The 20,096-nt window shown below is 61.1% G+C and carries 21 protein-coding genes and 3 pseudogenes; 15 read left to right on the top strand and 9 right to left on the bottom strand.

Annotated elements, in window-relative coordinates; genetic code table 11:
* Positions 1 to 237: 237 nt before the first annotated feature.
* From MRBLMA1_RS18530 to MRBLMA1_RS18520, 3 genes are all read left to right on the top strand, one after another.
* The gene (locus tag MRBLMA1_RS18530) at positions 238 to 1,068 is read left to right on the top strand and encodes a 23S rRNA (adenine(2030)-N(6))-methyltransferase RlmJ (RefSeq protein ID WP_363738780.1); all 831 of its coding nucleotides are present in this window, start codon (positions 238 to 240) and stop codon (positions 1,066 to 1,068) included.
* Positions 1,069 to 1,259: 191 nt separating this feature from the next.
* The gene (locus tag MRBLMA1_RS18525) at positions 1,260 to 1,580 is read left to right on the top strand and encodes a hypothetical protein (protein WP_363738779.1); all 321 of its coding nucleotides are present in this window, start codon (positions 1,260 to 1,262) and stop codon (positions 1,578 to 1,580) included.
* A gap of 225 nt (positions 1,581 to 1,805) precedes the next feature.
* Positions 1,806 to 3,128: an Hsp70 family protein gene (locus MRBLMA1_RS18520; protein ID WP_363738777.1), complete on the top strand. Its 1,323-nt coding sequence runs from the start codon at positions 1,806 to 1,808 to the stop codon at positions 3,126 to 3,128.
* Between the two features lie 133 nt (positions 3,129 to 3,261).
* Here MRBLMA1_RS18520 and MRBLMA1_RS18515 read toward each other — a convergent pair whose 3' ends face one another.
* Both MRBLMA1_RS18515 and MRBLMA1_RS18510 read right to left on the bottom strand, forming a co-directional pair.
* Positions 3,262 to 3,711: a DoxX family protein gene (locus MRBLMA1_RS18515; protein WP_363738775.1), complete on the bottom strand. Its 450-nt coding sequence runs from the start codon at positions 3,709 to 3,711 to the stop codon at positions 3,262 to 3,264.
* A gap of 53 nt (positions 3,712 to 3,764) precedes the next feature.
* Positions 3,765 to 4,040 carry a DUF2282 domain-containing protein gene (locus MRBLMA1_RS18510; protein WP_363738773.1) on the bottom strand — a complete coding sequence of 92 codons (276 nt, stop codon included), beginning with the start codon at positions 4,038 to 4,040 and terminating at the stop codon, positions 3,765 to 3,767.
* 208 nt (positions 4,041 to 4,248) lie between these two features.
* On the opposite strand from MRBLMA1_RS18510, the gene MRBLMA1_RS18505 reads away from it, so the two are divergent.
* From MRBLMA1_RS18505 to MRBLMA1_RS18485, 5 genes are all read left to right on the top strand, one after another.
* Positions 4,249 to 4,788 carry a sigma-70 family RNA polymerase sigma factor gene (locus MRBLMA1_RS18505; protein WP_363738772.1) on the top strand — a complete coding sequence of 180 codons (540 nt, stop codon included), beginning with the start codon at positions 4,249 to 4,251 and terminating at the stop codon, positions 4,786 to 4,788.
* Positions 4,785 to 5,426, top strand: a complete 642-nt coding sequence (locus MRBLMA1_RS18500; RefSeq protein ID WP_363738770.1) for a DUF1109 domain-containing protein — start codon at positions 4,785 to 4,787, stop codon at positions 5,424 to 5,426. Before MRBLMA1_RS18505 ends, MRBLMA1_RS18500 begins: the two co-directional genes overlap by 4 nt.
* A 128-nt stretch (positions 5,427 to 5,554) precedes the next feature.
* Positions 5,555 to 5,824: a hypothetical protein gene (locus tag MRBLMA1_RS18495; protein WP_363738967.1), complete on the top strand. Its 270-nt coding sequence runs from the start codon at positions 5,555 to 5,557 to the stop codon at positions 5,822 to 5,824.
* Between the two features lie 60 nt (positions 5,825 to 5,884).
* A complete protein-coding gene (locus tag MRBLMA1_RS18490; RefSeq protein WP_363738768.1) occupies positions 5,885 to 6,715 on the top strand; it encodes a DUF692 domain-containing protein in 831 nt (276 codons plus the stop codon).
* Positions 6,712 to 7,503 carry a DNA-binding domain-containing protein gene (locus MRBLMA1_RS18485; protein WP_363738766.1) on the top strand — a complete coding sequence of 264 codons (792 nt, stop codon included), beginning with the start codon at positions 6,712 to 6,714 and terminating at the stop codon, positions 7,501 to 7,503. The genes MRBLMA1_RS18490 and MRBLMA1_RS18485 overlap by 4 nt, the downstream gene beginning before the upstream one ends.
* A gap of 162 nt (positions 7,504 to 7,665) precedes the next feature.
* Here the strand turns inward: MRBLMA1_RS18485 and MRBLMA1_RS18480 are convergent.
* The 3 genes and pseudogenes from MRBLMA1_RS18480 to MRBLMA1_RS18470 all read right to left on the bottom strand — a co-directional run.
* A pseudogene (locus tag MRBLMA1_RS18480) lies at positions 7,666 to 8,631 on the bottom strand (IS3 family transposase); the annotation flags it as partial.
* Between the two features lie 177 nt (positions 8,632 to 8,808).
* Positions 8,809 to 10,104 carry an O-acetylhomoserine aminocarboxypropyltransferase/cysteine synthase family protein gene (locus MRBLMA1_RS18475; RefSeq protein WP_363738965.1) on the bottom strand — a complete coding sequence of 432 codons (1,296 nt, stop codon included), beginning with the start codon at positions 10,102 to 10,104 and terminating at the stop codon, positions 8,809 to 8,811.
* A gap of 283 nt (positions 10,105 to 10,387) precedes the next feature.
* Positions 10,388 to 11,311 carry an NAD-dependent epimerase/dehydratase family protein gene (locus MRBLMA1_RS18470; protein WP_363738764.1) on the bottom strand — a complete coding sequence of 308 codons (924 nt, stop codon included), beginning with the start codon at positions 11,309 to 11,311 and terminating at the stop codon, positions 10,388 to 10,390.
* Positions 11,312 to 11,513: 202 nt separating this feature from the next.
* Here MRBLMA1_RS18470 and MRBLMA1_RS18465 point away from each other — a divergent pair, with 202 nt between their 5' ends.
* Together MRBLMA1_RS18465 and MRBLMA1_RS22355 are read left to right on the top strand one after the other, a co-directional pair.
* Positions 11,514 to 12,728, top strand: a complete 1,215-nt coding sequence (locus MRBLMA1_RS18465; RefSeq protein ID WP_363738762.1) for a cytochrome P450 — start codon at positions 11,514 to 11,516, stop codon at positions 12,726 to 12,728.
* A 102-nt stretch (positions 12,729 to 12,830) separates the two neighbouring features.
* Positions 12,831 to 13,049: pseudogene (locus MRBLMA1_RS22355) on the top strand (IS6 family transposase); the annotation flags it as partial.
* A 6-nt stretch (positions 13,050 to 13,055) separates the two neighbouring features.
* Here the strand turns inward: MRBLMA1_RS22355 and MRBLMA1_RS18460 are convergent.
* Positions 13,056 to 13,190, bottom strand: a pseudogene (locus MRBLMA1_RS18460) (DUF305 domain-containing protein); the annotation flags it as partial.
* A gap of 380 nt (positions 13,191 to 13,570) precedes the next feature.
* Here MRBLMA1_RS18460 and MRBLMA1_RS18455 point away from each other — a divergent pair.
* From MRBLMA1_RS18455 to MRBLMA1_RS18435, 5 genes are all read left to right on the top strand, one after another.
* The gene (locus MRBLMA1_RS18455) at positions 13,571 to 14,095 is read left to right on the top strand and encodes a PilZ domain-containing protein (protein ID WP_363738760.1); all 525 of its coding nucleotides are present in this window, start codon (positions 13,571 to 13,573) and stop codon (positions 14,093 to 14,095) included.
* A gap of 11 nt (positions 14,096 to 14,106) precedes the next feature.
* Positions 14,107 to 14,325 carry an aldehyde dehydrogenase family protein gene (locus MRBLMA1_RS18450; protein ID WP_414714718.1) on the top strand — a complete coding sequence of 73 codons (219 nt, stop codon included), beginning with the start codon at positions 14,107 to 14,109 and terminating at the stop codon, positions 14,323 to 14,325.
* A gap of 54 nt (positions 14,326 to 14,379) precedes the next feature.
* Entirely contained in the window at positions 14,380 to 15,555 is a 1,176-nt protein-coding gene (locus MRBLMA1_RS18445) for a Zn-dependent alcohol dehydrogenase (RefSeq protein WP_363738756.1), read from the top strand.
* 85 nt (positions 15,556 to 15,640) lie between these two features.
* Complete coding sequence (locus tag MRBLMA1_RS18440; protein WP_363738754.1) at positions 15,641 to 15,811, top strand: hypothetical protein; 171 nt, start codon at positions 15,641 to 15,643, stop codon at positions 15,809 to 15,811.
* A gap of 154 nt (positions 15,812 to 15,965) precedes the next feature.
* The gene (locus MRBLMA1_RS18435) at positions 15,966 to 16,547 is read left to right on the top strand and encodes a DUF305 domain-containing protein (RefSeq protein WP_363738752.1); all 582 of its coding nucleotides are present in this window, start codon (positions 15,966 to 15,968) and stop codon (positions 16,545 to 16,547) included.
* Between the two features lie 105 nt (positions 16,548 to 16,652).
* On the opposite strand, the gene clpS is transcribed toward MRBLMA1_RS18435, so the two are convergent.
* The 3 genes from clpS to MRBLMA1_RS18420 all read right to left on the bottom strand — a co-directional run bounded on the left by clpS (position 16,653) and on the right by MRBLMA1_RS18420 (position 20,075).
* On the bottom strand, positions 16,653 to 17,009 hold the full coding sequence (gene clpS, locus MRBLMA1_RS18430) for an ATP-dependent Clp protease adapter ClpS (RefSeq protein WP_414714658.1): 357 nt from the start codon (positions 17,007 to 17,009) through the stop codon (positions 16,653 to 16,655).
* A 264-nt stretch (positions 17,010 to 17,273) separates the two neighbouring features.
* On the bottom strand, positions 17,274 to 18,191 hold the full coding sequence (locus tag MRBLMA1_RS18425; protein WP_363738748.1) for a phasin family protein: 918 nt from the start codon (positions 18,189 to 18,191) through the stop codon (positions 17,274 to 17,276).
* Between the two features lie 144 nt (positions 18,192 to 18,335).
* Complete coding sequence (locus MRBLMA1_RS18420) at positions 18,336 to 20,075, bottom strand: PHA/PHB synthase family protein (protein WP_363738746.1); 1,740 nt, start codon at positions 20,073 to 20,075, stop codon at positions 18,336 to 18,338.
* Between the last annotated feature and the right edge of the window lie 21 nt (positions 20,076 to 20,096).

The following is a 20,096-nucleotide window of genomic DNA, read 5'->3' as shown; positions in this document are numbered from 1 at the left end:
GACATGATGGCCGGCTCGAGCGCGGCAATGAGATGTCCGCTGCCGGCTAGCGAAATTTGGCCGCTAAGCGGCGAGGAAGGGTCGTCTCCGCCCGCCCTCATGCGAGCACCGGATTGGTTGCTTCAATTGCCTCGCACTCGGTTTGGACGCCCAACAATACCGGTTCGGCCATAATTTCGCTTTTGCAGAAGGTCCGGCAGCTCGTCTAAAGGCGGGCCGTCAGGATTTTGAACCACGATGAATTATCGCCATTCCTTCCATGCCGGCAATAGCGCCGATGTCGTAAAGCACAGCCTGCTGATCGCCCTGGTGCGGGCTTTGCAGCACAAGCCGGGCCCGCTGACCCTGATCGACACCCATGCCGGCTGCGGGCTGTACGACCTTGGCGGCGACGAAGCCCAACGCACCGGCGAAGCCACGCAGGGCGTGCTGCGGGTCTTTGCCGACCCGAACCCCTTGCTGGACGACTACCGCGCCGCCGTACGGGCGGTGAATGTGGGTGACGAACCGCACCTTTACCCCGGCTCACCGCGATTTCTGGCCCAGCTTTTGCGCCCGCAGGATTTCCTGATCCTGAACGAAAAGCACCCGGAAGACGCTTACGCCCTGCGCGGCGTGATGCGGGGCACGAGCGCGGCCGTGCATGAACGCGACGCCTACGAACTTTGGCTGGCTATGCTGCCGCCCAGCACCGCGCGCGGCGTGGTGGTGGTCGACCCGCCCTACGAGCAGCTGGACGAACGCCCGCGCATCACCGCCACCCTCGCCGCCGCTCACCGCAAATGGGCGCATGGCGTGACGGTGATCTGGTATCCGCTGAAGGACAGCGCCACGCATTGGCGGTGGAAACAGCAGTTACGCAAGCTCGGCATCCCGAAATTGCTACTGGTGGAGCATTGGCTATACGATAGCGAGCAACCTGGCATCTATAACGGCGCGGGCCTCTTTATCGTCAATCCGCCCTACGCTTTCACGCAGGCACTGCCGCCACTGTTGGAAGCTTTGCGCGCCGCGTTAGCGCCCGAAGAGCATAAGGGCGAGATTATATCCGGTTGGCTGGGCGATTAAAATAGAGCCTCGCCCCACCCATATCCAAAGGGGCACGCTCGTTGGCCGTGCTCCAGACATTGTGCCTCTGCGCCCGCTGGTAATGGACTCGATCATGTGATCCTGTTCGCTCGGAATGGCGACTGAGGGCGTCGAAAAAGCCTCCCGATGCCAGGGGTGGTGTACTGCTGCCGACATGCTAAGGGTCTGACATGTTTCAAGCACCCGGCCGCAGCGGCACTGTCGAGATCGATGGTTCCAAATTTGATTGGGAACTCCTGAGCGAGCCTCAATTGTCCTCTTCCGATGGCTGGAAGGGAATGACTGTCTCCCTGCGCCAGAGAAACATGCCGCGCGAAGCGGTACTGGAATTTCCCGCACCCAAGCGCCTGATGAGAGGATTGCCGAAAGGCCGTTTGCACATCAACGATGCGATTGCTTCGCGAGGGGTTCGGGCAGCATTATCGGCAGGATGGGATCCTGCTTCGCGAGGCAAACCTACGGTTTTCATGGTTGATGCCAACGGTGACTAAGGGGGGCATAGATCGTGCACTCCCGCCATCGCTGAAGCCGAACCACCATCTCGTTCGGTACCGACACGAAGCTGACTGATCCGCCTCGTCGGATCCATCCGTCCTTGCCGAACGCCCGTTCGCCCAAGACCTCCCCGATGACGCGTGTGACTGGTTGCGCCGCCGGTCCATGCCTGCAATAGCCGCCAGCCCGCCTCCACAATCCGCACATAACAGGACGGAATCATGACTTCGCTGGCTCGCTCGATCGGCATCGACTTCGGCACCACCAATTCGGTTGTCGCGCTGGGCGGCGTGGATGGCGAGGCGAGGATGGTGGATTATCCGGGGCCCGACAACACCGGGTCGATCTTCCGCTCCGCTCTTTGCTTCTGGGAGGATCATGGCGTTTCCGGCGGTGTCGCGCGTGAAGCGGGGCCTTGGGCCATCGCCGAGTTCCTTGAGTTCCCCCAAGGCAGCCGCTTCCTGCAATCTTTCAAATCCGTGGCAGCAAGTAGGGCGTTCGAACATGCAACAATCTTCGACAAGCGGCTTCGCTTCGAGGAGCTGGGCCATGTTTTCCTGGAGCGGTTGCGGGCGCATGCTGCCGACGCGCTAAAGGACCTCCCTTCCCGCATCATCGTGGGACGCCCAGTCCGCTATGCGGGGCAGCGCCCGGACAGCGCACTTGCCTGCCGGCGGTACGAACTCATGTTTGCGGCCCTCGAACGGGAAATCCATTATGTCTACGAGCCGCTGGGCGCTGCGTTCAGTTTTGCTTCCCGCCTGGCCGAACCTGCCACTCTGCTGGTCGCGGATTTCGGCGGCGGCACCAGCGACTTTTCTGTCGTACGGATAGAGGCGCCGGGGACCCTGCCGCGCTGTACGCCGCTCGGGTCCGCCGGCATCGGTATGGCGGGTGATCGCTTCGACTATCGCATCATGGATAAGCTGGTCCTGCCGATGTTGGGCAAGGGCGGCACCTATGCGTCCATGGGCAAGACGCTGGAAATACCGCCCGGCCATTTCGCCGATTTCGGCGACTGGGCCCGCCTCGCGCTGATGCATAACCGGCGTACGCTGGCCGAGCTGGAGAAGCTGAAGCGGGCAGCGAATGATCCCGCCGCGATCGACCGCATGATCGCCGTGGTGGAAAATGAGCTTGGCTATCCGCTCTATGACGCGGTTGGGCGGTTGAAGCGGACGCTTTCCGCCGAGGAGCGCGCGCACTTCCATTTCGACAGCTCGGGCGTGCGTGTGGAGGCGGACGTCAGCCGTGCCGATTTCGAAAGCTGGATTGCACCCGACCTCGCCCGCATCGGCGCGACGGTGGATGTAGCGCTCGACCGGGCTGGGATCAGCGCGGGTGCGATAGACCATGTTTTCCTGACCGGCGGCTCCTCATTGATCCCCTCCGTCCGCCGCTTGTTTGAGGAACGCTTCGCCGCGAGCCACATTGCGAGTGGCAATGAGTTGACCTCCATCGCCCACGGCCTCGCACTGATCGGTCAGGAGGCCAGCATCGCTGAATGGACGGCAAGCAGCGAAGATGAAATCGAGCAGGGTTGAATAGCGGTCGGGTACCAAAAATTGGCGCCGAATGACATCCGGTCGGCCCGCTCTGCGAAGCCCGCCTCCCCCTGAACGCGGGTCGGGAGAACATTGATCGCGGTCAGGCAGCCTTTTTTGGCGGCCCCATGCCTCACATCTTCAATCGGGGGGAAATGAGTGCATCCATGGACCAGATGCCGCCGCCGCGGGCGACAAGCGGAAGCAGGATCGCGGCCCAGCTGAGATGCGTCGGCCAAGCATCGGGATAGACGAATGTCTGGATGACTAGGGTCATGCCGAGCAGGGCGAATGCCGAAAGCCGCGTGAACAGGCCGAACAGCAGCAATATCGGGAAAAGATGCTCCGCCCAGGTCGCCATCGTTGCCGCAAGATCCGGCGGGACGAGCGGCAGGGCATATTCGGTGCGGAACAGTTCAAATGTGCTGTCGGTAATGGTAAGGATACCAACCACCTTGGTCCGTCCCGACAGGAAGAATATGGCTGCAATGCCCAGACGGGCGACCAGCAGCAACAGCGCATCGGGCAGCAGCGTTTCGATCCGCCGGACGATGGCGCCGTGGATTGGCGAGGGCAGATTCATCGTTCGTCTCCAGGAGGCATGGCCGGGACGGAATGGCGCCCCGGCCGCCATGGTCAGGCCTTGGGGGAAAGCGCGCCGTTGCCCTTGGGCGTCTTGATCGACGTGCAGGTGCCTGCCTTCACCAGCTTCCAGGCATTGCCCTGATAGTCGACCTTCGACGTGCCCGCGCAGCTCGTGCCGGGACCGGCCGCGCAGTCATTCTTGCCGGCGAGCGAGACGCCATAGCATTTCTCCATCTTCGGCTTCGTCTCGGCATGGGCGGACGCGGCGAGCGCGGTTGCCGAAGCGATAGCGATGCTGGCGGCGAGCGCGGCATGAGTGGTACGCATGATAATGTCCTCTTCGATCCGTCGCCTCTGCGCGCGACCCGGACAGGGGCCGGGCCGCGCGGTGACCGGGGAGGAGGCGTGAAGCCCGTGTCACATCGGTGGGTTCGGGGAAGGGCAAGGTGCGGTTACAATCGAACAGCGCAAAAAATTTCCGTCGATGATGTAACCGATGGCCGGTCCGGTCCGAACATGCGGGCGAGGAGATTGAATGCAGACCACAGAGGAGCATCTGCGCGCGTTGATGATCGATGGGCTGGACGGCGACGCCGCCGCCCATGCGGCCTTGCTGCGCCTGCTTGTTCCGCTGCTGCGGGGTTTCTATCGGCGCCGTGTTCGCGGCGCCGACGACGATGTCGAGGATATGGTGCAGGACACCCTTATAGCCGTTCACACCCGCCGCGCGACCTATGATCGCGGGCGCGCCTTCACCGCCTGGCTCTATGCGGTCGCCCGTTACAAGATGATCGACCATTTCCGCCGCGTCGGCCGGTTGCGGCCGATCGACGATCTGGAAGAATTGCTGGTCGCCGACGAATTTGAAGCAAGCAGCATCGCGAAGCTCGACATAGACGATCTGCTGGAGCAATTGCCGCCCAAGCAGGCGCGGATGATCCGCGCGACCCGGCTGGAGGGGTTGAGTGTCGCCGAAGCGGCAAGCGCGGAAGGCATAGGCGAATCCGACGTGAAGATTTCGGTGCATCGCGGGCTGAAGGCGCTAATGGCGCGGGTGCAGGGGGCGATGCGATGAACACGGACGATCTGATCCGGCAGCTTGCCAGCGATACCCGCCCGGTGGGCAGAAACAGCGTCGCGCGGCGGCTGGCCATCGGGATCGTCGCCGGCGGTATCGCGTCGGCGCTGCTGATCCTGGCGTCGATCGGCGTCCGCCCGGATCTGGGCACGGCCATGCAGGGCGCGTCCTTCTGGGTGAAATGGGGATACACCCTTTCCCTGTCGATCGCCGCGCTGATGATGACGGCCCAGCTCGCCCGGCCCGACAGCGGTCGATTGCGCGGCCTTTGGGCGCTTGCGATACCCGTCGTGCTTCTTGCGGCGGTCGGCCTGCTCGAACTGGCGCGCACGCCATCATCGCAATGGCTGGCAATGTGGCTCGGCCATAGCTGGAAGAGTTGCCCCTGGCTGGTCCTGTCGCTATCGGCCCCGATCTTTGCCGGCTTGCTATGGTCCTTCCGCAGGCTCGCCCCTACCCGGCTCCGCGCGGCCGGTGCGGCCGCCGGTCTGTCGGCAGGAGCCTTCGCGGCGACCGTCTACTGCATCCATTGTCCCGAAGTCTCGGCGATCTTCGTCCTGACCTGGTATTCTCTAGGAATATTGCTCGCGACCTTGATCGGCATGCTGGTCGGGCCGCGGCTGCTGCGCTGGTAAGCCGCAAACCGCGCGGTTACGGAGCCTATTCCCGGTCCCTAAAATTCCAACCGCCCCTGTAACCGCACGCCGCTCCAAACCGAATGACAGGGGCCATAATGGCTCAACATATTTTCGGAGAGATCATCATGCTCACCTATAATAGCGGCATCGGCATGGCCGCTTCCGCCGCCGCCATCGCGATCGTGTCGGCAGCAGCGGCCCCGGCCGTGGCGCAGGACAGCGCGGATACGAAGGTCGTCCATTGCTACGGCGTCAACAGCTGCAAGGGCACGTCCGACTGCAAGACCGCTAGCAACGAGTGCAAGGGGCAGAATGTCTGCAAGGGGCATGGTTTCAAGGCCATGACCGTCAAGGCGTGCAAGGCCGCCGGAGGCAGCCTGACCGAGCCGAAATGACGTTTCCATGCCCGGCGCGACTATCCGCGCCGGGCAGCATTATCAGCAGGGAGTGTGCCCATGATCCCGTCCTTTCCCGGTTTCGGACTTGGACTGCGCAAACCGCATTACGCCGACTTCCTGGACCACCGTATCGCGGTCGACTTTCTTGAGGTGATCTCGGAGAATTTCATGATCGACGGCGGTCGGCCGCGGCGTATCCTGCGCGACATCCGCGCCCGCTACCCCGTCGCCCTGCATGGCGTGTCCATGTCCATCGGCTCCGCCGACGGCCTCGATCGGGCCTATCTCATACGGCTTCGCGCGCTTGTCGATGACATCGAACCTTTGTTCGTTTCGGATCACCTGAGTTGGTCGCGGATCGAAGAGTTCAGTTCGCACGATCTGTTGCCATTGCCCTATACGCAGGAAGCATTCGACATCGTCAGCGCCAATATCGACCGCGCGCAGAACGCGCTGGGCCGTGCGATGCTTATCGAGAACCCTTCGACCTATATCGATCTCGCTCCAGCGGACATGACCGAATGGCAGTTCATCGACGCCCTGTGCGCGCGAACTGGCTGCGGTCTGCTGCTCGATGTGAACAATGTGTTCGTCAGCGCCAGCAATCATGGCTTCGACCCCATCGCCTATCTCAACGCCGTGCCGCATGATCGCGTGCGCCAGATCCATCTCGCCGGGCACAGTCAGGGCGACCATCTGCTGATCGACACGCATGACCGGGCGGTACCTCCGTCCGTGTGGCAGCTCTATGCACATGTCCTGCCGAAGCTTGGGCCGGTCGCGACGATGATCGAGCGCGACGACGCCATCCCGCCGTTGCTAGACCTTCTGGCCGAACTCGGAACTGCGCGTCGGATCGCCGCCGGAAAGCTGGAGGAAGCGGCATGAGCCTGCTGGCGCTTCAGCGCGACATGCGTGACTGGCTGATGCGGGAAGATGGGGCTGCTGCCGACCGCATCGGTGCGACCGCTGCGCCAGGTCTTGCCGTTTATCAAAATAATTATCGTACCCAACTTGTCGCCTGTCTGGAAAGCAGCTTCCAGCGGACACGCGCGTGGATCGGCGAAGACATGTTTCTTCATGCCGCCGTGCATCACATTGACAACGTCCCGCCGAGCAGTTGGACGCTTGACGCATATGGACGCGATTTTCCGGCAACACTTGCACGACTTCACGCTGCTGATCCCGAGATCGCGGAAATCGCCGGCATCGAGCTTGCACTCGAAGACCTGTTCATCGCAGCCGACAGCTCTGCCGTTGGGCTGGACGGTTTGGGCGATCTCGATTGGGATCGCGCGGTCTTGACGTTCGCGCCGTCGATCAACCTTCTGCATCTTAACACCAATGGCTTTGTCATATGGTCGGCCCTGGTTGATCAGAAGGAGCCGCCCGCGCCGCAATATCTGGACAGGCCCGATGTCGCCCTCTTGTGGCGTCAGGGCGAACAGTGCCGTATCAGGACTATCGACGATGCCGAATTGCAGGCGCTGCTCAAACTGCGTTGCGGCATGACATTCGGCGCATTGTGCCGCGACGTCGCTCTGTTGCTCGGAGAAGAGGCAGGCATGACGCTTGTTGGACGGTGTCTGGGCTCATGGCTTTCCGACCATATGGTCGTCGCCATAGACGATCGCGAGCAAGCTGCAGCACGGTGCTCATCGCATCTTCAGCTTTGAAGACCGCTTTTTGAAAGATGCCGTCGTTGCGGCTTCCTTTGAGGAACTGCAAAAATTGGTCGACACCTGAAGGAATAGCGGACCGTCTGCACCTGGGAAGCAAGAATGGGAGGCTGGGCGTCTCATAAGGGTCGAAATAGGTAGGCGGCACTTGGGACATTAGACGCATTCGTATTTCAGGGACCGCCAGAGCCGCTCGATGAAGACATTGTCCATCCAGCGTCCCCGGCCATCCATGCTGATCTTGATCTCGGCCGCCCGCAGAACGCCGGTGAAGGCGTTGCTGGTGAACTGACTGCCCTGATCCGAAGATCTCTGGCTTGCCAAAGCGGGCGAGCGCCTCCTCCAGCGCCGCGACGCAAAATCCCGCATCCATCGTGTTCGACAGCCGCCAGGCCAGCACCTTGCGGCTCGCCCAGTCCATGATGGCGACCAGATAGAGGAAGCCCTGGCGCATCGGAATGTAGGTCACGTCCGCGCACCACACATGATTGGGGCGCTCGATTGCCAGCTTGCGCAGCAGATAGGGATAGACCCGGTGCTGTGGGTGCGGATCGCTCGTTCGGGGCCGTTGGTAGATCGGCGTCAGACCCATCTTCGCCATCAACCGCCGAGTCCGACGGCGACCCACCGCACGGCCAAGGCGCTGCAGATGCCGCGCCATCTGGCGGCTGCCATACCAGGGGCAGTCCATGAACACGGTGTCGATCACCGCCATCAGCGCCAGCGTCTCGTCCGTTTCCGGAACCGGGGCGTAATAATAGGACGAACAACTGATCTGCAGCAGGCGGCATTGCGTCGAGATCAACAGGCGGTGGTGAGCAGGTTCGACCATCGCCCGCCTCCGATCCACGCTCATCGACCAAAGGCGTTCGCTAAAAAATCCCGCTCCACCATCAGTTGCCCGATCTTGGCGTGCAGCTTTTCCACCTCGCCCTCGCTGACTGCCTTGGCCGCATCGCTCGCCCCGGAGAACGTGCCCGCCATCCCGTCGATGGCCTGCCGCTTCCAGGCCGCGATCATCGTGTGATGGACCCCATGCTTGGCAGCCAGTTCTGTCAGCGTCAGGTCCCCACGGATCGCTTCCAGCGTCACCTTGGCTTTGAAATCGGCGCTGCAGCGCTTTCGTCTTCATTCCCGTACCAATCCATCAGGTCGGGATTAGGACGGATCGACATTCAGATGATGACGAGCCGAAAATGGTGATTGTTCGTGACCCGGCGCGCAGCGTACTTTCAGTATGTGAGCACCGGAAGCACGGAAAACCGCGATTTGCAGGCCGTCGGGGCTGGATGTCGATCCGTCCTAGCCGGCATGACCCAAGGCCTGGGTCAAATCTGCAAGGATGTCGTCGATATGCTCCAGCCCGATCGAGAGGCGCACATAGCCTTCCGATACACCGGCGGTGGCGCGCTCTTTCTCTGAAAGCTGGGAATGGGTGGTTGACGCGGGATGTATCGCCAGACTGCGCGCATCCCCGATATTGGCGACATGGTAAAACAACTGGAGCGCGTCGATGAACCGGCGGCCCGCTTCGCGACCGCCGGCAAGCTCAAAGCCGAGCAACCCACCATAACCTCCGGTCAGAATCCGGGCGGCTCTCTCGGCCTGCTGTCCGGTTTGCAGCGAGGGATGAATGACGTTCAGTACATCCGCCCGCGCGTTCAGGAAGGCTGCAACCTTGACGGCATTCTCACAATGCCGGGGCATGCGCAGGGGGAGGGTTTCCAGGCCCTGCAGTATCTGGAATGCGTTGAAAGGGGACAATGCCGACCCAAGGTCACGCAGCAATACCGTCCTTACGCGCAAGGCATAGGCGATCGGGCCCAGGGGCCTGGCCGCTTCGCTCCACACCGCTCCATGATAGCTTGGATCAGGTGTGTTGAGCAGGGGTTGTCGATCGGGGAATGCGCTCCAGTCGAAGTTGCCGCTATCCACGATCATGCCACCCACGGAAGTGCCATGCCCGCCGATATATTTGGTGGTCGAATAGACGATGATTGCCGCACCATGGTCGAACGGACGGGCAATCAGCGGGGCGGCCGTGTTATCCATGATGAGCGGAATGCCCATCGGCCTACCGAGTGCGGCGATCTCCGCAATCGGACATACAACGAGCTTGGGATTAGGCAGAGTTTCGGCGTACCAGGCCCGCGTGCGATCGTCGCTGGCGCGAACGAAGGCGTCTGGATCGGCGGGATCCACAAAGCGAACCTCGATGCCCATGTTCTTCAGCGTATTTGCAAACAGGTTCCAGGTGCCGCCATACAGGTCCGTCCCGCTGACAATATTGTCACCTGACTTCGCAAGATTCTGGATCGCAAAGGCCGAAGCGGATTGTCCCGACGCCACCGCGACCGCAGCGGCACCCCCTTCGAGCGCGGCAATGCGCTGTTCGAGGATGTCGGTCGTGGGATTGCCGAGGCGTGTGTAGATGTTGCCCAGTTCCTTCAGGGCGAACAAGTCAGCGGCATGATCGGCATCGCGAAACTGATAGGAGGTGGTTTGATAGATTGGCGGCGCGACCGATCCGGTCGCGGGATCTGCCCGCCACCCAACGTGAAGGACCATTGTTTCAGGGTGCAGGCTGTGGTCCGTCATCATGATCCTCTCTTCGTTGATGCCTTTGATAGGAAGATTGCTGAAATCATTCCCCGAAATTGGCACATCGCGATGCTAATTCTTAACGTTGCGCATTATGCATGTGAAGGAGGAATGGCTTTGCTGCCGCTCGTCCACCTAGCGCTGTCAAAGCAAATGCACGTGATGTCAGGAGGGGGGTTCCGCCTGCCCTTCCCACCCGAAATGCATCCGGTGGAGACGAGTTCGCATTGGACTGACAGCACCGTTCCCAGTCTATTTTCAGCCACATCAGCCGCCGGGTTCACTCGCTCCCTATGCGTGCCAGATAATAGGGGATCATTGCCCGCACCGCCCGTTCCGCATCGTGCCGGCGATAGCCGAGGCGCCGGACGCTCTCAGGTTCGGGTTCATAGGCGACAATTGTGTTACGCCCGGAATAAAGGGTGGCGTCGGGCATCGAAGGATGTTCGGCGTCGCGCACCGGCAGGGACTGCGGTCGGCCCAAGGCGTCGAGGATCAGTTCATAATAATGAGCGAACAGCCAATTCTCGTCGCCTACGAGATAGGCTTTCCCGTTCTCGCCCCGCTCGAGCGCGCCGGAGACAGCCTCGGCAAAGGACAGGATCGACATGAAATTGCCGCCACCTGGAATCATCCAGAGCGGTTGGCTGTCCATCTGGCCGAGCAGGTAACGGATCGACCATTCCAGTGAAATCGCACCCACGCCCTCCACATGACCCATGATAAAAGGGGCTTCCAGGCTACAGACGTGGAAGCTGTCGCTAGCCATGGCGCGCACAGCGTCGTCCGCCGCTTTGCGCGAAGCGACGTAGCCGCTCGCTTCGATGCGGTAGCGCGGAAGAACGGCAGTATAATAGCTGCCTACATAGACAGCCCGACCGATTCCGGCAGCGCGCGCCCGGGCGAAGAAGGCAGGCACGGCAATGTTGTTCGCCTGGTGGAAATAGGCTGCTTCGTTGGCGTTCGGCGGCAATTGCCGCACATCATTGGCTGCGGCGAAAACCAGGGCGTCGAAGCGCGACAGGAAGGCGACATCGAAATCGTCGGTCTGGTAGCTGCCCTGCGCGAAGGCGAGGCGATCGAGCGCACCGGGTGCAGGCGGATTGCGCCCTGCGATCGTCACGTCGTGACCCTGCTCGGCAAGGTGCAGCGCTGCGCCCGCGCCTATCAACCCGGTGCCGCCCACCACCAATATCCTGGCCATAGCCTCTCCTGCTGTAGCGCATGGCTCCGACCTCTGGGATCGGTTCAACGCGCGAGAAGAGTATCGAACCGGTAGCCGAGGCCAATTTTATTCTGCTGAATGGCGCATCCAGCACGGACGTGATCAGCTCCGCTACAGATTGTGGTCCAAATTGGCCGATGATAGCCTTCCGTACCGATAAAATTGGGAATGGAGAGCCGCTGTGGCAACGGTCCTGAAGGACGTCGAAGCACCTGCGCACGTGCCCGTCGATCTGATCTTTGATGTCGATATCTACAATTTGCCAGGGCTGGAACATGGGCAGACGCTCGACGTCCATGCGCTGTGGAAAGATGTTCAGGACCGGCATCCGCGTGTGTTCTGGACGCCGCGTTATGGCGGTCACTGGATAGTCAGTCGCTACGCTGACATAGAGAAGATACTGCTGGACCACGGCACATTTTCGAATGCGGAGCCCTTCATTCCCAAGGGCGTCATTCCGTTTCAGACGCCCGTGCAACTCGATCCACCCGAACATGGCCCATATCGCAAGCTGTTGATGCCAGCGTTCATGCCAGCGTCGCTAGCGCGCGCGACTGACCGCGCCCGCGCCGCAGCGGCATCGATCATCGAGGAGTTGCAGCCCCGCGGACGGTGCGAATTCGTCAAGGATTTCGCCGGCGTCATGCCGATTATGGCATTCCTGACCCTGATTGACCTTCCGGTCGAGGATTTCGCTTATCTGCGTAGCGTGGCGGTTGAAATGAGTGACCCAACCAATCCCAATGCGGCGCAAGCCTGGACGGACATGTCCAATTACGTGCTGCGCCAGATACAACTGCGCCGGGATGAACCGCGCGACGATTTCATCACGTCGATCCTGTCGGGACAGGTGGCAGGGAGGCCGCTGACCGATGATGAGATTTTCAGTATGTGCCTGCTGATTGTCGGGGGCGGACTGGACACGGTCGTGTCGATGACAAGCCTGGCCGCAAGTTACCTGGCGCAGCATCCTGAACTCCGGCGCATGATCGCAGCACGGCCTGAGCTGTTGGATAATGCTGTGGAAGAGATTGCGCGGCGTTTCGGCACCAGCAACCTCGGTCGATTGGTGCGCCAGGACACCGAAATCGCGGGCGCGAAAATGAAGGCGGGCGACATCGTGCTATGCCTGTTCCCCCTTGCAGGATTGGACGAGACGGTAAACGACGATCCGATGACGCTGAATTTTGAGCGCAAGCGTCCGAAACACCTGGCGTTTGGCACCGGCCCCCATACCTGCATCGGCAATCGTCTGGCCAAGCGGGAAATTCGCATATTTCTCGAAGAATGGTTCAAGCGGATTCCCGATTTTCGCTTAGTCGAAGGGTGTATGCCCCGAGTGCGCACGGGCATAGTCAATTCGGTCGAACGGCTCGATCTGGAATGGGACGTATAACGCGGCAGGATAAATTTGCTGACCAATTCGCGTGCCGTCTGCTTTGCTGAGATCGCACATGGCGGTACTGTCAAAGCAAACGGCCCCGCAGTAACGGTTGGCATGAACAAGCCTGTTGCCAGTCCATTCCGGTGCTTCAACTCCTCCCCGAAAGTAATCCGCCTCGTGGTGCTGATGTATGTCCGCTATCCGCTGTCACTGCGGAACGTGGAGGACCTGCTCTTCGAGCGTGGCATCGACATCTGTTATGAGACGGTGCGCCTCTGGTGGAACAGGTTCAGTCCACCGTTTGCGGACGACATCCGCCGGCAGCGGATCAGTTGTGCCACCCATGACCATAGCCATCCATGTCCGGGTCTGGCTGAATTCCACATGGCTGAGCGCGTAGCTATTAACGTACATTAGACCAAACATGATGACAGTCGATGTCGCGATCATGGCTGCGAAGCGACCGTAACTCATCGACATATCCATCTTTTTATTCCGGTCATGTTGCTCATATTCCATTGCCAATCTCCTTTTGCGGTCCCCTCCTTTTCATTCCGAATAGCGTGTGGTTGATCGCAACGTTCCCGCGATCGCTACACTCTCTAGGATGATTTTCGCGGCAGTCGACATCTACGCTGGACTCAGAACCGGAAGCGCAGCCCAGTAACCGGCGGACTTACAAAGAGAGACGCTCGGCCGCCTTGCCCAGTAGCGGCTTCTCTTCAACGGAATCCTCGCGCTTTTTGACCGAAAACATCATGTGGAGAGTGGTTTGCCTTTGTCTGACAGCACCGGTCTTAGCAATCTGTTTACTATGACGGCATAGAAGCGACAGATGTGGGAGAGGCTGTCGCTTGCTCAAGGCATTACAGATCGGATACAAGCCTCGTGAGGCACGTCACCCGGTGTTGATACCGGCGCGGATGCACATAGGCGCATCCTGGATCGAAGTTGTCATTCACAATCTGTCCTCCGGTGGTGCGCTTGTCGCATCTGACGAAGCCCCAGATCGCGGCACATATGTGGAAATTCGGCGAGGGCGACAGACCATCATTGGGCGGGTCGTCTGGCGAAAGGATCGCTTTTTCGGAATCCAGGCGCAGGGCAGGCTCGACGTCGCTGCCATAATCGACGAACCGCGCCTGGCTTCCCGCCCCCGGTCGGCGAATGACCCCGGATCTACCTTTGAGCGCCGAGCACAGCCGAGAATGGATGCTGATGCCAGGATCGCACGCCAATTGGAGAGCAGCCGGCGTTGGTCAGCGGTATTCCAGTTCGGTGTGTTTATCGCCCTGGCTCTCATTGCTGCTGGCTTCGCCGCCAGTCAAATATACGATGTCCTCTCGCCATCGTTTTCCGAAATAGAAAGTCACCTTTAACTTTACGTCCTTTGGGCCCGCAAATTTCGCACTCGGGCCATCGCCGTTCAGCAAAATATTTCATGGACAAACATGCGATATTGGATGCCATCGTGGCAGGCGGTGCATTGCCAGATCGACCGGGCTATTTCATCGCCCCGACCACCGTGCGGGGCATAGAGGATGGAGGCCGGCTGGCCGATGAAGAGTCGTTCGGTCCGCTTCTCCCTGTGGTGAAGGATCAAGGATGAGGAGAATGCGCTGCCTCATGCTACGGCCTTGGCGGATCGATCTGGTCGTCGATAATGGTGGTGAAGGCCTGCATGAGTTCACGCAGTTGCATGTCGTCAATATTGCGAAGTAGCAGAGCGCAGTGGGGACCTGCGCAAGAGAGAGGATCGTTCATGAAAGCGGCGGTACTGCGGGAAATCGGCAAACCATTGACCATTGAGGACGTTACGATCGGCGACGTGGGTCCGCGAGAGGTGAGAGTGGCTGTGAAGGCGGTCGGAGTGTGTCATTCGGACCTGCACTTCGCCGAAGGGCACGTGCCTTTTCCGCTGCCCACCATATTGGGCCATGAAGCGGCGGGAATCGTGATCGAGGTCGGCAGCGATGTACGCTCGGTCAAGCGTGGAGACCATGTCGTAGGCTGCCTCTCCGCCTTTTGCGGCCACTGCGCGTCGTGCGTTTCCGGCAGGCTGGTCCTGTGCAGCACGGGCGAGACGCGGCGGGACGCGGCAATGCCACCGCGGCTTTCCATCGGCGGCGAGGCCGTTCACCAGTTCGTCAACCTGTCGGCGTTTGCCGAGGAGGTGCTTGTCCATGAAAATGCCCTTGTGGCGATTTCGCGCGACATGCCCTCCGACAAGGCAGCCGTGCTGGGATGTGCGGTGCTGACGGGGGTTGGCGCCTCCATCCACTCGGCAGGGATCCGGCCCGGCCAGACCGTTGCGGTCATCGGTTGTGGGGGCGTAGGATTGTCGGCGATCAATGGTGCTCTTCTGGCGGGTGCTGGCAGGATCATCGCGGTTGACCGCGCCCCCGCCAAGCTCGAACTGGCGCGGCGCTTCGGCGCTACCGATGTCATTGAGGCAGGCGAAGACTTGGCCCATCAGATATTGGAGATGACCAGAGGCGGCGTCGATCATGCCATAGAAGCGATCGGTCTCAAATCCACCGTCGAAGCGGCTTTCGCCATGCTCCGCCCTGGCGGAATCGCGACGGTCGCCGGCATGATGCCCGTGGGAGTCAAGATCGAACTTGAGGGCTTCGCCCTGCTCGGTGAACGCCGGCTTCAGGGTTCGAACATGGGCTCGAACCATTTTCCGGTCGACATACCGCGCCTGGTAGATTTCTACATGCAAGGTCGCCTGAATCTTGATGACCTCGTGGCCGCGCATATCCGCTTGGATGAGATCGGCTCGGCCTTCGACGCCTTGCGAAAGGGCGAGACAGCAAGGTCTGTCATCATGTTCTGACCATAAGAAGGCGGTCTGCGTCGTTCGCTACGTGATTCCCGCTGATCTTAAAGCGGTTCCGAGATGCTGCAGGAGCTGCAAATGCATGATCGAGCGGATTTCACGCAGATGGCGCGAACAGCCCGATGTCAGCTATTCCGACTCATACGCAATCGGGTTGCAAGTGCGCAAACTGCCGGAAAATAGGCTTACCGTACTGTTGATGACGTGCAACAGTTCGACGACGACCGAGAACGCCAGCGTCTTCCAGCTTTGACAGCATATCGTCCAGCCGAAGGCCGCGCCGGATTTGGCCGGGGTCTCCAAGTCCGCCGTCAGGCCGCCGGCCCCCGGCGCTCGTCGGGCTCAACGCGAGCGCGAGAACGAATCTCCATGTCGCCAGTTACACTCATGACGGCATGGAGGTTGCAATGGATCTGAGCCACGAGATGCGTATGGGATGGGGTCGGTTCGCGGCGATGATCGCGGTATCCACCATCATCATGTTTTTTCTGATGTACCAACTGGTTTACAGTTGGGACCACGTCCTGTTCAGCCTGACGCGACTTGTCTCATCGTTCGTCATGGGCTGTGTAATGATAGCGGTAATGCTCGCCTTCATGTGGAAGATGTATCAGCCGCAAGCCGCAAAACTCCTGGTGCTCGCGGCGTCGGTCTTATGCGCCATCGCGCTTTTGGCGATCAACCGAAATCAGACGTTGGTTGGCGATACCGGCTTCATGAAAGCAATGATCCCGCATCATTCCATTGCAATCAACAACGCCCGGAAGGCGGACATTCGCGATCCACGCGTGCGCTACCTTGCGGATCGGATCACGCGCGATCAGGTCAAGGAGATCGCAGAGATGAAAATGCTGATACAGGATATCGAGCGACATGGCAGGCGGGCCGATCATCCGCTGCCCGCTGGTCCGACCAGGTTGGAACCCGATGGTCTGGCCGAGGCCCGCGACTTGCTGAGCGGCAAACTGCTGTCGGACAAGCCGCTTTAAGCTTGCATGTGCCCAAGTGGCAGAAGGGAGATGGTAGACCTGACCGCCACGGCGCACCGGTCGCGGGTGCATGGGGTAGGATGATCGTGGGTGCCGGTCGGGGCCTTAAGCCTTTTCCAGCGTGCACTGGAGCGGGTGCTGGTTCTGGCGGGCGAAGTCCATGACCTGGTTCACCTTGGTCTCCGCCACTTCATAGCTGAAGATGCCGCAGATGCCGACGCCGCGCTGGTGGACGTGCAGCATCACCCGCGTCGCCTCCTCCATGTCCATGCGGAAGAATTGCTGGAGGACGTGCACGACGAATTCCATCGGCGTGTAATCGTCATTCAGCATCAGCACCTTGTAAAGGGAGGGCTTTTTCGTCCGGGCGCGGGTGCGCGTCGCGATGCCGACATTGGGACCGCCCGAGCCTTCGCCCTGGTCGTCCTGATCTCTGTCCGTCATCATCACGGAATATGCCATGGTCGAGAAGCTGTTCATGATGGGCAAGGATATGGCGATTTGCGCTTGCATGGCAAGGGGGACGAGAGCGCGTAAACCATCCTTCCCGTCCGGAAGGGCCCTGGGGGAACGTGTGATGGGCGGTTTGCCGTCGGCGTGCGCCGTGGCCTGAAGGGACGGGCGCGCTCATCCTCCCATGGGTCGATTGTCGATCGGCGCCCTGGCGGAAAAGGAAAACGGCCCCGATGTCGGGGCCGTTCCTTGTTCCAGAACCCGAAGGCAAGATCAGGCGGCGAGCGCCTTCACCTTGTCGGTCACCACGGTCACGCGGGCGGTGAGCGGCGAGGTCACCTCGCTGGCCAGCTTGATCAGCGCTTCGCTGCTCTTGGCCGCTTCCTTGGTGAATTCATCGAAGCTGCTGGAGAGCAGCTGGCTCTGCAGCTGGAAGAATTCGGTCGGCGTCTTCACGGTCGAGAAGCTCTTGAACGACGCGGTCGCCTTTTCGAAGCTCTTGCGGCTGTAATCCACGGCTTCCTGGCCGATGGTCTCAAAGCCCTTGGCCGCGATCTTGCCGGATTCGACCAGCGCTTCGACATTGCCCTTGGCGATGTCGCTGAACTCCTCAATCGCCTTGGTCGACTTCTCGACGCTCACCTTGGCCTTCTCGTTGAGGTCGGCGTAAACCGTCTCCAGCTTGGCCTTGGTTTCTTCAGCGAATTTCTTTCCGGTTTCGATCACATCGTTCATCATCTTCGTTCCTTCTGTGGCGGGCAGCAACATGGGCTCTAGCGGCCCGGCCTTGGACGACAGGCTCTTCGATAGGTCCGGTTGAGCCGGCTTGGGCTCCACGACCGGCTTTGACTGCGGCTTTTCCACCTCTGGTGCCGCAGCGATGGGGGCCGGTTGCGCCGCCGCTTCCTTCACCAGTTCCGGTTCGGGCGCGGCATCGACTGCCGTGGTCGCCGCGATCACCGCCACCGGATCAGCCTTCGCCACGGGCGCCGGCTTGGCGACCGGTGCGGCAGGCTTGGCCAGTGCGGCAGGCTTGGGCGGTGCCGGCTTGCTGGCGGCAGGCTTTGCCGCCACCTTGGCCGGGACCTTGAGTGCCGCTTCGGCAGCCTTGAGCGCCTCGCTGGCGGACAGGGTCGACGACGCTTTTTTGGCGACGGGCTTTTTACGAACTGGCTTTGGGGTAACGGCCATGGACCAACCTCCATTTGTTGCACTGCACAATATAGGCATCGCATCGCCATTGCAAGCGTTTTTGTGCAGTGCAACAAATTTGCCATATACGGCCCGGCGCCCCGGCAAGGCGGACTGCCGCAAAAACCGTTCAGCAGGAAGGAACTAGCGGCTTTTCACATAGCGGCCGGGCGCGTCCTCGATCGCCTTGAGTCGGCCCTTGCCGGGGCGGCGGGCACCCTTCACCGGCACCGTGGCGGGGGTCTGTCCGCGAATCCATTCGATCCAGTCGGGCCACCAACTGCCCCTGGTCTCCCTCGCCTGCGCGAGAAACGCCTCCAGGGTCGGCTGCGATTCGTCGCAGCTCCAATATTGATATTTGCCGGCCGCGGGCGGGTTCACCACGCCCGCAATATGCCCCGAACCCGCGAGGAGGAAGCGGATCGGTCCGGAGAAATGCTCGGTCAGCTTCCACACGCTTTCCAGCGGGGCGATATGGTCTTCACGTCCGGCCTGGACATAAGCGGGCGTCCTGACCTGGCGCAGGTCGATGGGCGTGCCCGCGACGCTGATCGCGCCGGGCTGCACCAGCAGATTGTCGCGGTAGAGCTGCGTCAGATAATCCTTGTGCCAGCGCGCGGGCAGGTTGGTGGTGTCGCCATTCCAGTAGAGCAGGTCGAAGGGCGGATAATCCTGCCCCAGCAGGTAGTTGTTGACCACATAGTTCCAGATGAGGTCGCGCCCGCGCAGCAGGTTGAAGGTCGCGGCCATGTAGCGCCCGTCGAGGAAGCCGCCGGAGGAAAGCTGCTCCACCATCTTCATCTGCTCGTCATCGACGAACAGGGCGAGGTCGCCGGCCTTGCTGAAATCGACCTGGGCGGTGAAGAAGGTGGCGCTCGCGACCTTGTCCGCCTCCCCCCGCGCCGCCAGCAGCGCCAGCGTGGCGGCGAGCGTGGTGCCCGCGACGCAATAGCCGATGGTGTGGACGCTGGGCACGTCCAGCAGGTCGCGCACCGTGTCGATCGCATCGAGCTGGCCGTTCAGGATATAATCGTCCCAGACCAGGTCCTTCATCGAGCCGTCAGCCGATTTCCACGACACCAGGAAGACGCTGAGCCCCTGATCCACGGCCCATTTGACGAAACTCTTTTCCGGCGACAGGTCGAGAATGTAGAAGCGGTTGATCCAGGGCGGGAAGATCAGCAGCGGCGTTTCCATCACCGTTCCCGTCGTCGGCGCATAATGGATGAGCTGGTAGAGCGGGGTTTCCTTGATCACCTTGCCCGGCGTGGAGGCGATATTCCGTCCCACCTCGAACGCCGTGCCGTCGGTATGGCTAAGCTGGCCCTTTTCCAGATCGGCCAGCATGTGCTTGAGGCCCTTGACCAGATTTTCGCCGCCGCTCTGGATCGTCCTCTGCACGACCATGGGATTGGTCAGCGGGAAATTGCTGGGCGCGATCGCGTCCAGCAGGCCGGTGGTCGCGAAGCGCAGCTTGGCCTTTTGCCGGGGATCGACGCCGTCCACCGCATCGGCCATGCGCATCAGATAGTCGGAAAGCAGCAGATAGCTCTGCCGGATGAGGTCGTAAAAGGGATGCTCCGTCCAGGCCGGGTCGGCAAAACGGCGGTCGCGGGCCGCCGCGGGACTGCCCGAAGGCGGCGGCTTCGGCTGGTCACGCAGCAGCCCGCCCGACGTCAGGAAACGCTGCCACAGGGCAAGCCCCTCATCGGCGAAGCTGGTCTGGATGCGCGCCACCGCTTCCGGATCGAAGGGCAGCGTACGCCCGGCCGCGCCGGCCGCCTGCTCCAGCAGCAATTGCTGAGCGCGGCCCAGCACCTGGGTCCATTGCTGCATGTCCTGAAGCGTGGGGAGATGGGGTTCCATGACATCCTGTTCCTTCATGGCCACCTTCCTCCTCCTGGC

The organism is Sphingobium sp. LMA1-1-1.1 (assembly GCF_040676365.1).
In the GTDB taxonomy this organism is placed as follows: Bacteria; Pseudomonadota; Alphaproteobacteria; order Sphingomonadales; family Sphingomonadaceae; genus Sphingobium.
The sequence above is the reverse complement of the archived record's forward strand: the minus strand, read 5'-3'. Positions and strand labels throughout refer to the sequence as shown.

Excerpts from the sequence above, each read along its gene's own strand:
- MRBLMA1_RS18490 (WP_363738768.1), top strand. The coding sequence starts at position 5,885 with ATGATCCCGTCCTTTCCCGGTTTCGGACTTGGACTGCGCAAACCGCAT.
- MRBLMA1_RS18520 (WP_363738777.1), top strand. The coding sequence starts at position 1,806 with ATGACTTCGCTGGCTCGCTCGATCGGCATCGACTTCGGCACCACCAAT.
- MRBLMA1_RS18485 (WP_363738766.1), top strand. The coding sequence starts at position 6,712 with ATGAGCCTGCTGGCGCTTCAGCGCGACATGCGTGACTGGCTGATGCGG.
- MRBLMA1_RS18505 (WP_363738772.1), top strand. The coding sequence starts at position 4,249 with ATGCAGACCACAGAGGAGCATCTGCGCGCGTTGATGATCGATGGGCTG.
- clpS (WP_414714658.1), bottom strand. The coding sequence starts at position 17,009 with ATGGCATATTCCGTGATGATGACGGACAGAGATCAGGACGACCAGGGC.
- MRBLMA1_RS18500 (WP_363738770.1), top strand. The coding sequence starts at position 4,785 with ATGAACACGGACGATCTGATCCGGCAGCTTGCCAGCGATACCCGCCCG.
- MRBLMA1_RS18530 (WP_363738780.1), top strand. The coding sequence starts at position 238 with ATGAATTATCGCCATTCCTTCCATGCCGGCAATAGCGCCGATGTCGTA.
- MRBLMA1_RS18510 (WP_363738773.1), bottom strand. The coding sequence starts at position 4,040 with ATGCGTACCACTCATGCCGCGCTCGCCGCCAGCATCGCTATCGCTTCG.
- MRBLMA1_RS18435 (WP_363738752.1), top strand. The coding sequence starts at position 15,966 with ATGGATCTGAGCCACGAGATGCGTATGGGATGGGGTCGGTTCGCGGCG.
- MRBLMA1_RS18475 (WP_363738965.1), bottom strand. The coding sequence starts at position 10,104 with ATGACGGACCACAGCCTGCACCCTGAAACAATGGTCCTTCACGTTGGG.
- MRBLMA1_RS18440 (WP_363738754.1), top strand. The coding sequence starts at position 15,641 with ATGATCGAGCGGATTTCACGCAGATGGCGCGAACAGCCCGATGTCAGC.
- MRBLMA1_RS18470 (WP_363738764.1), bottom strand. The coding sequence starts at position 11,311 with ATGGCCAGGATATTGGTGGTGGGCGGCACCGGGTTGATAGGCGCGGGC.
- MRBLMA1_RS18445 (WP_363738756.1), top strand. The coding sequence starts at position 14,380 with ATGGTGGTGAAGGCCTGCATGAGTTCACGCAGTTGCATGTCGTCAATA.
- MRBLMA1_RS18495 (WP_363738967.1), top strand. The coding sequence starts at position 5,555 with ATGCTCACCTATAATAGCGGCATCGGCATGGCCGCTTCCGCCGCCGCC.
- MRBLMA1_RS18515 (WP_363738775.1), bottom strand. The coding sequence starts at position 3,711 with ATGAATCTGCCCTCGCCAATCCACGGCGCCATCGTCCGGCGGATCGAA.
- MRBLMA1_RS18525 (WP_363738779.1), top strand. The coding sequence starts at position 1,260 with ATGTTTCAAGCACCCGGCCGCAGCGGCACTGTCGAGATCGATGGTTCC.
- MRBLMA1_RS18425 (WP_363738748.1), bottom strand. The coding sequence starts at position 18,191 with ATGGCCGTTACCCCAAAGCCAGTTCGTAAAAAGCCCGTCGCCAAAAAA.
- MRBLMA1_RS18420 (WP_363738746.1), bottom strand. The coding sequence starts at position 20,075 with ATGAAGGAACAGGATGTCATGGAACCCCATCTCCCCACGCTTCAGGAC.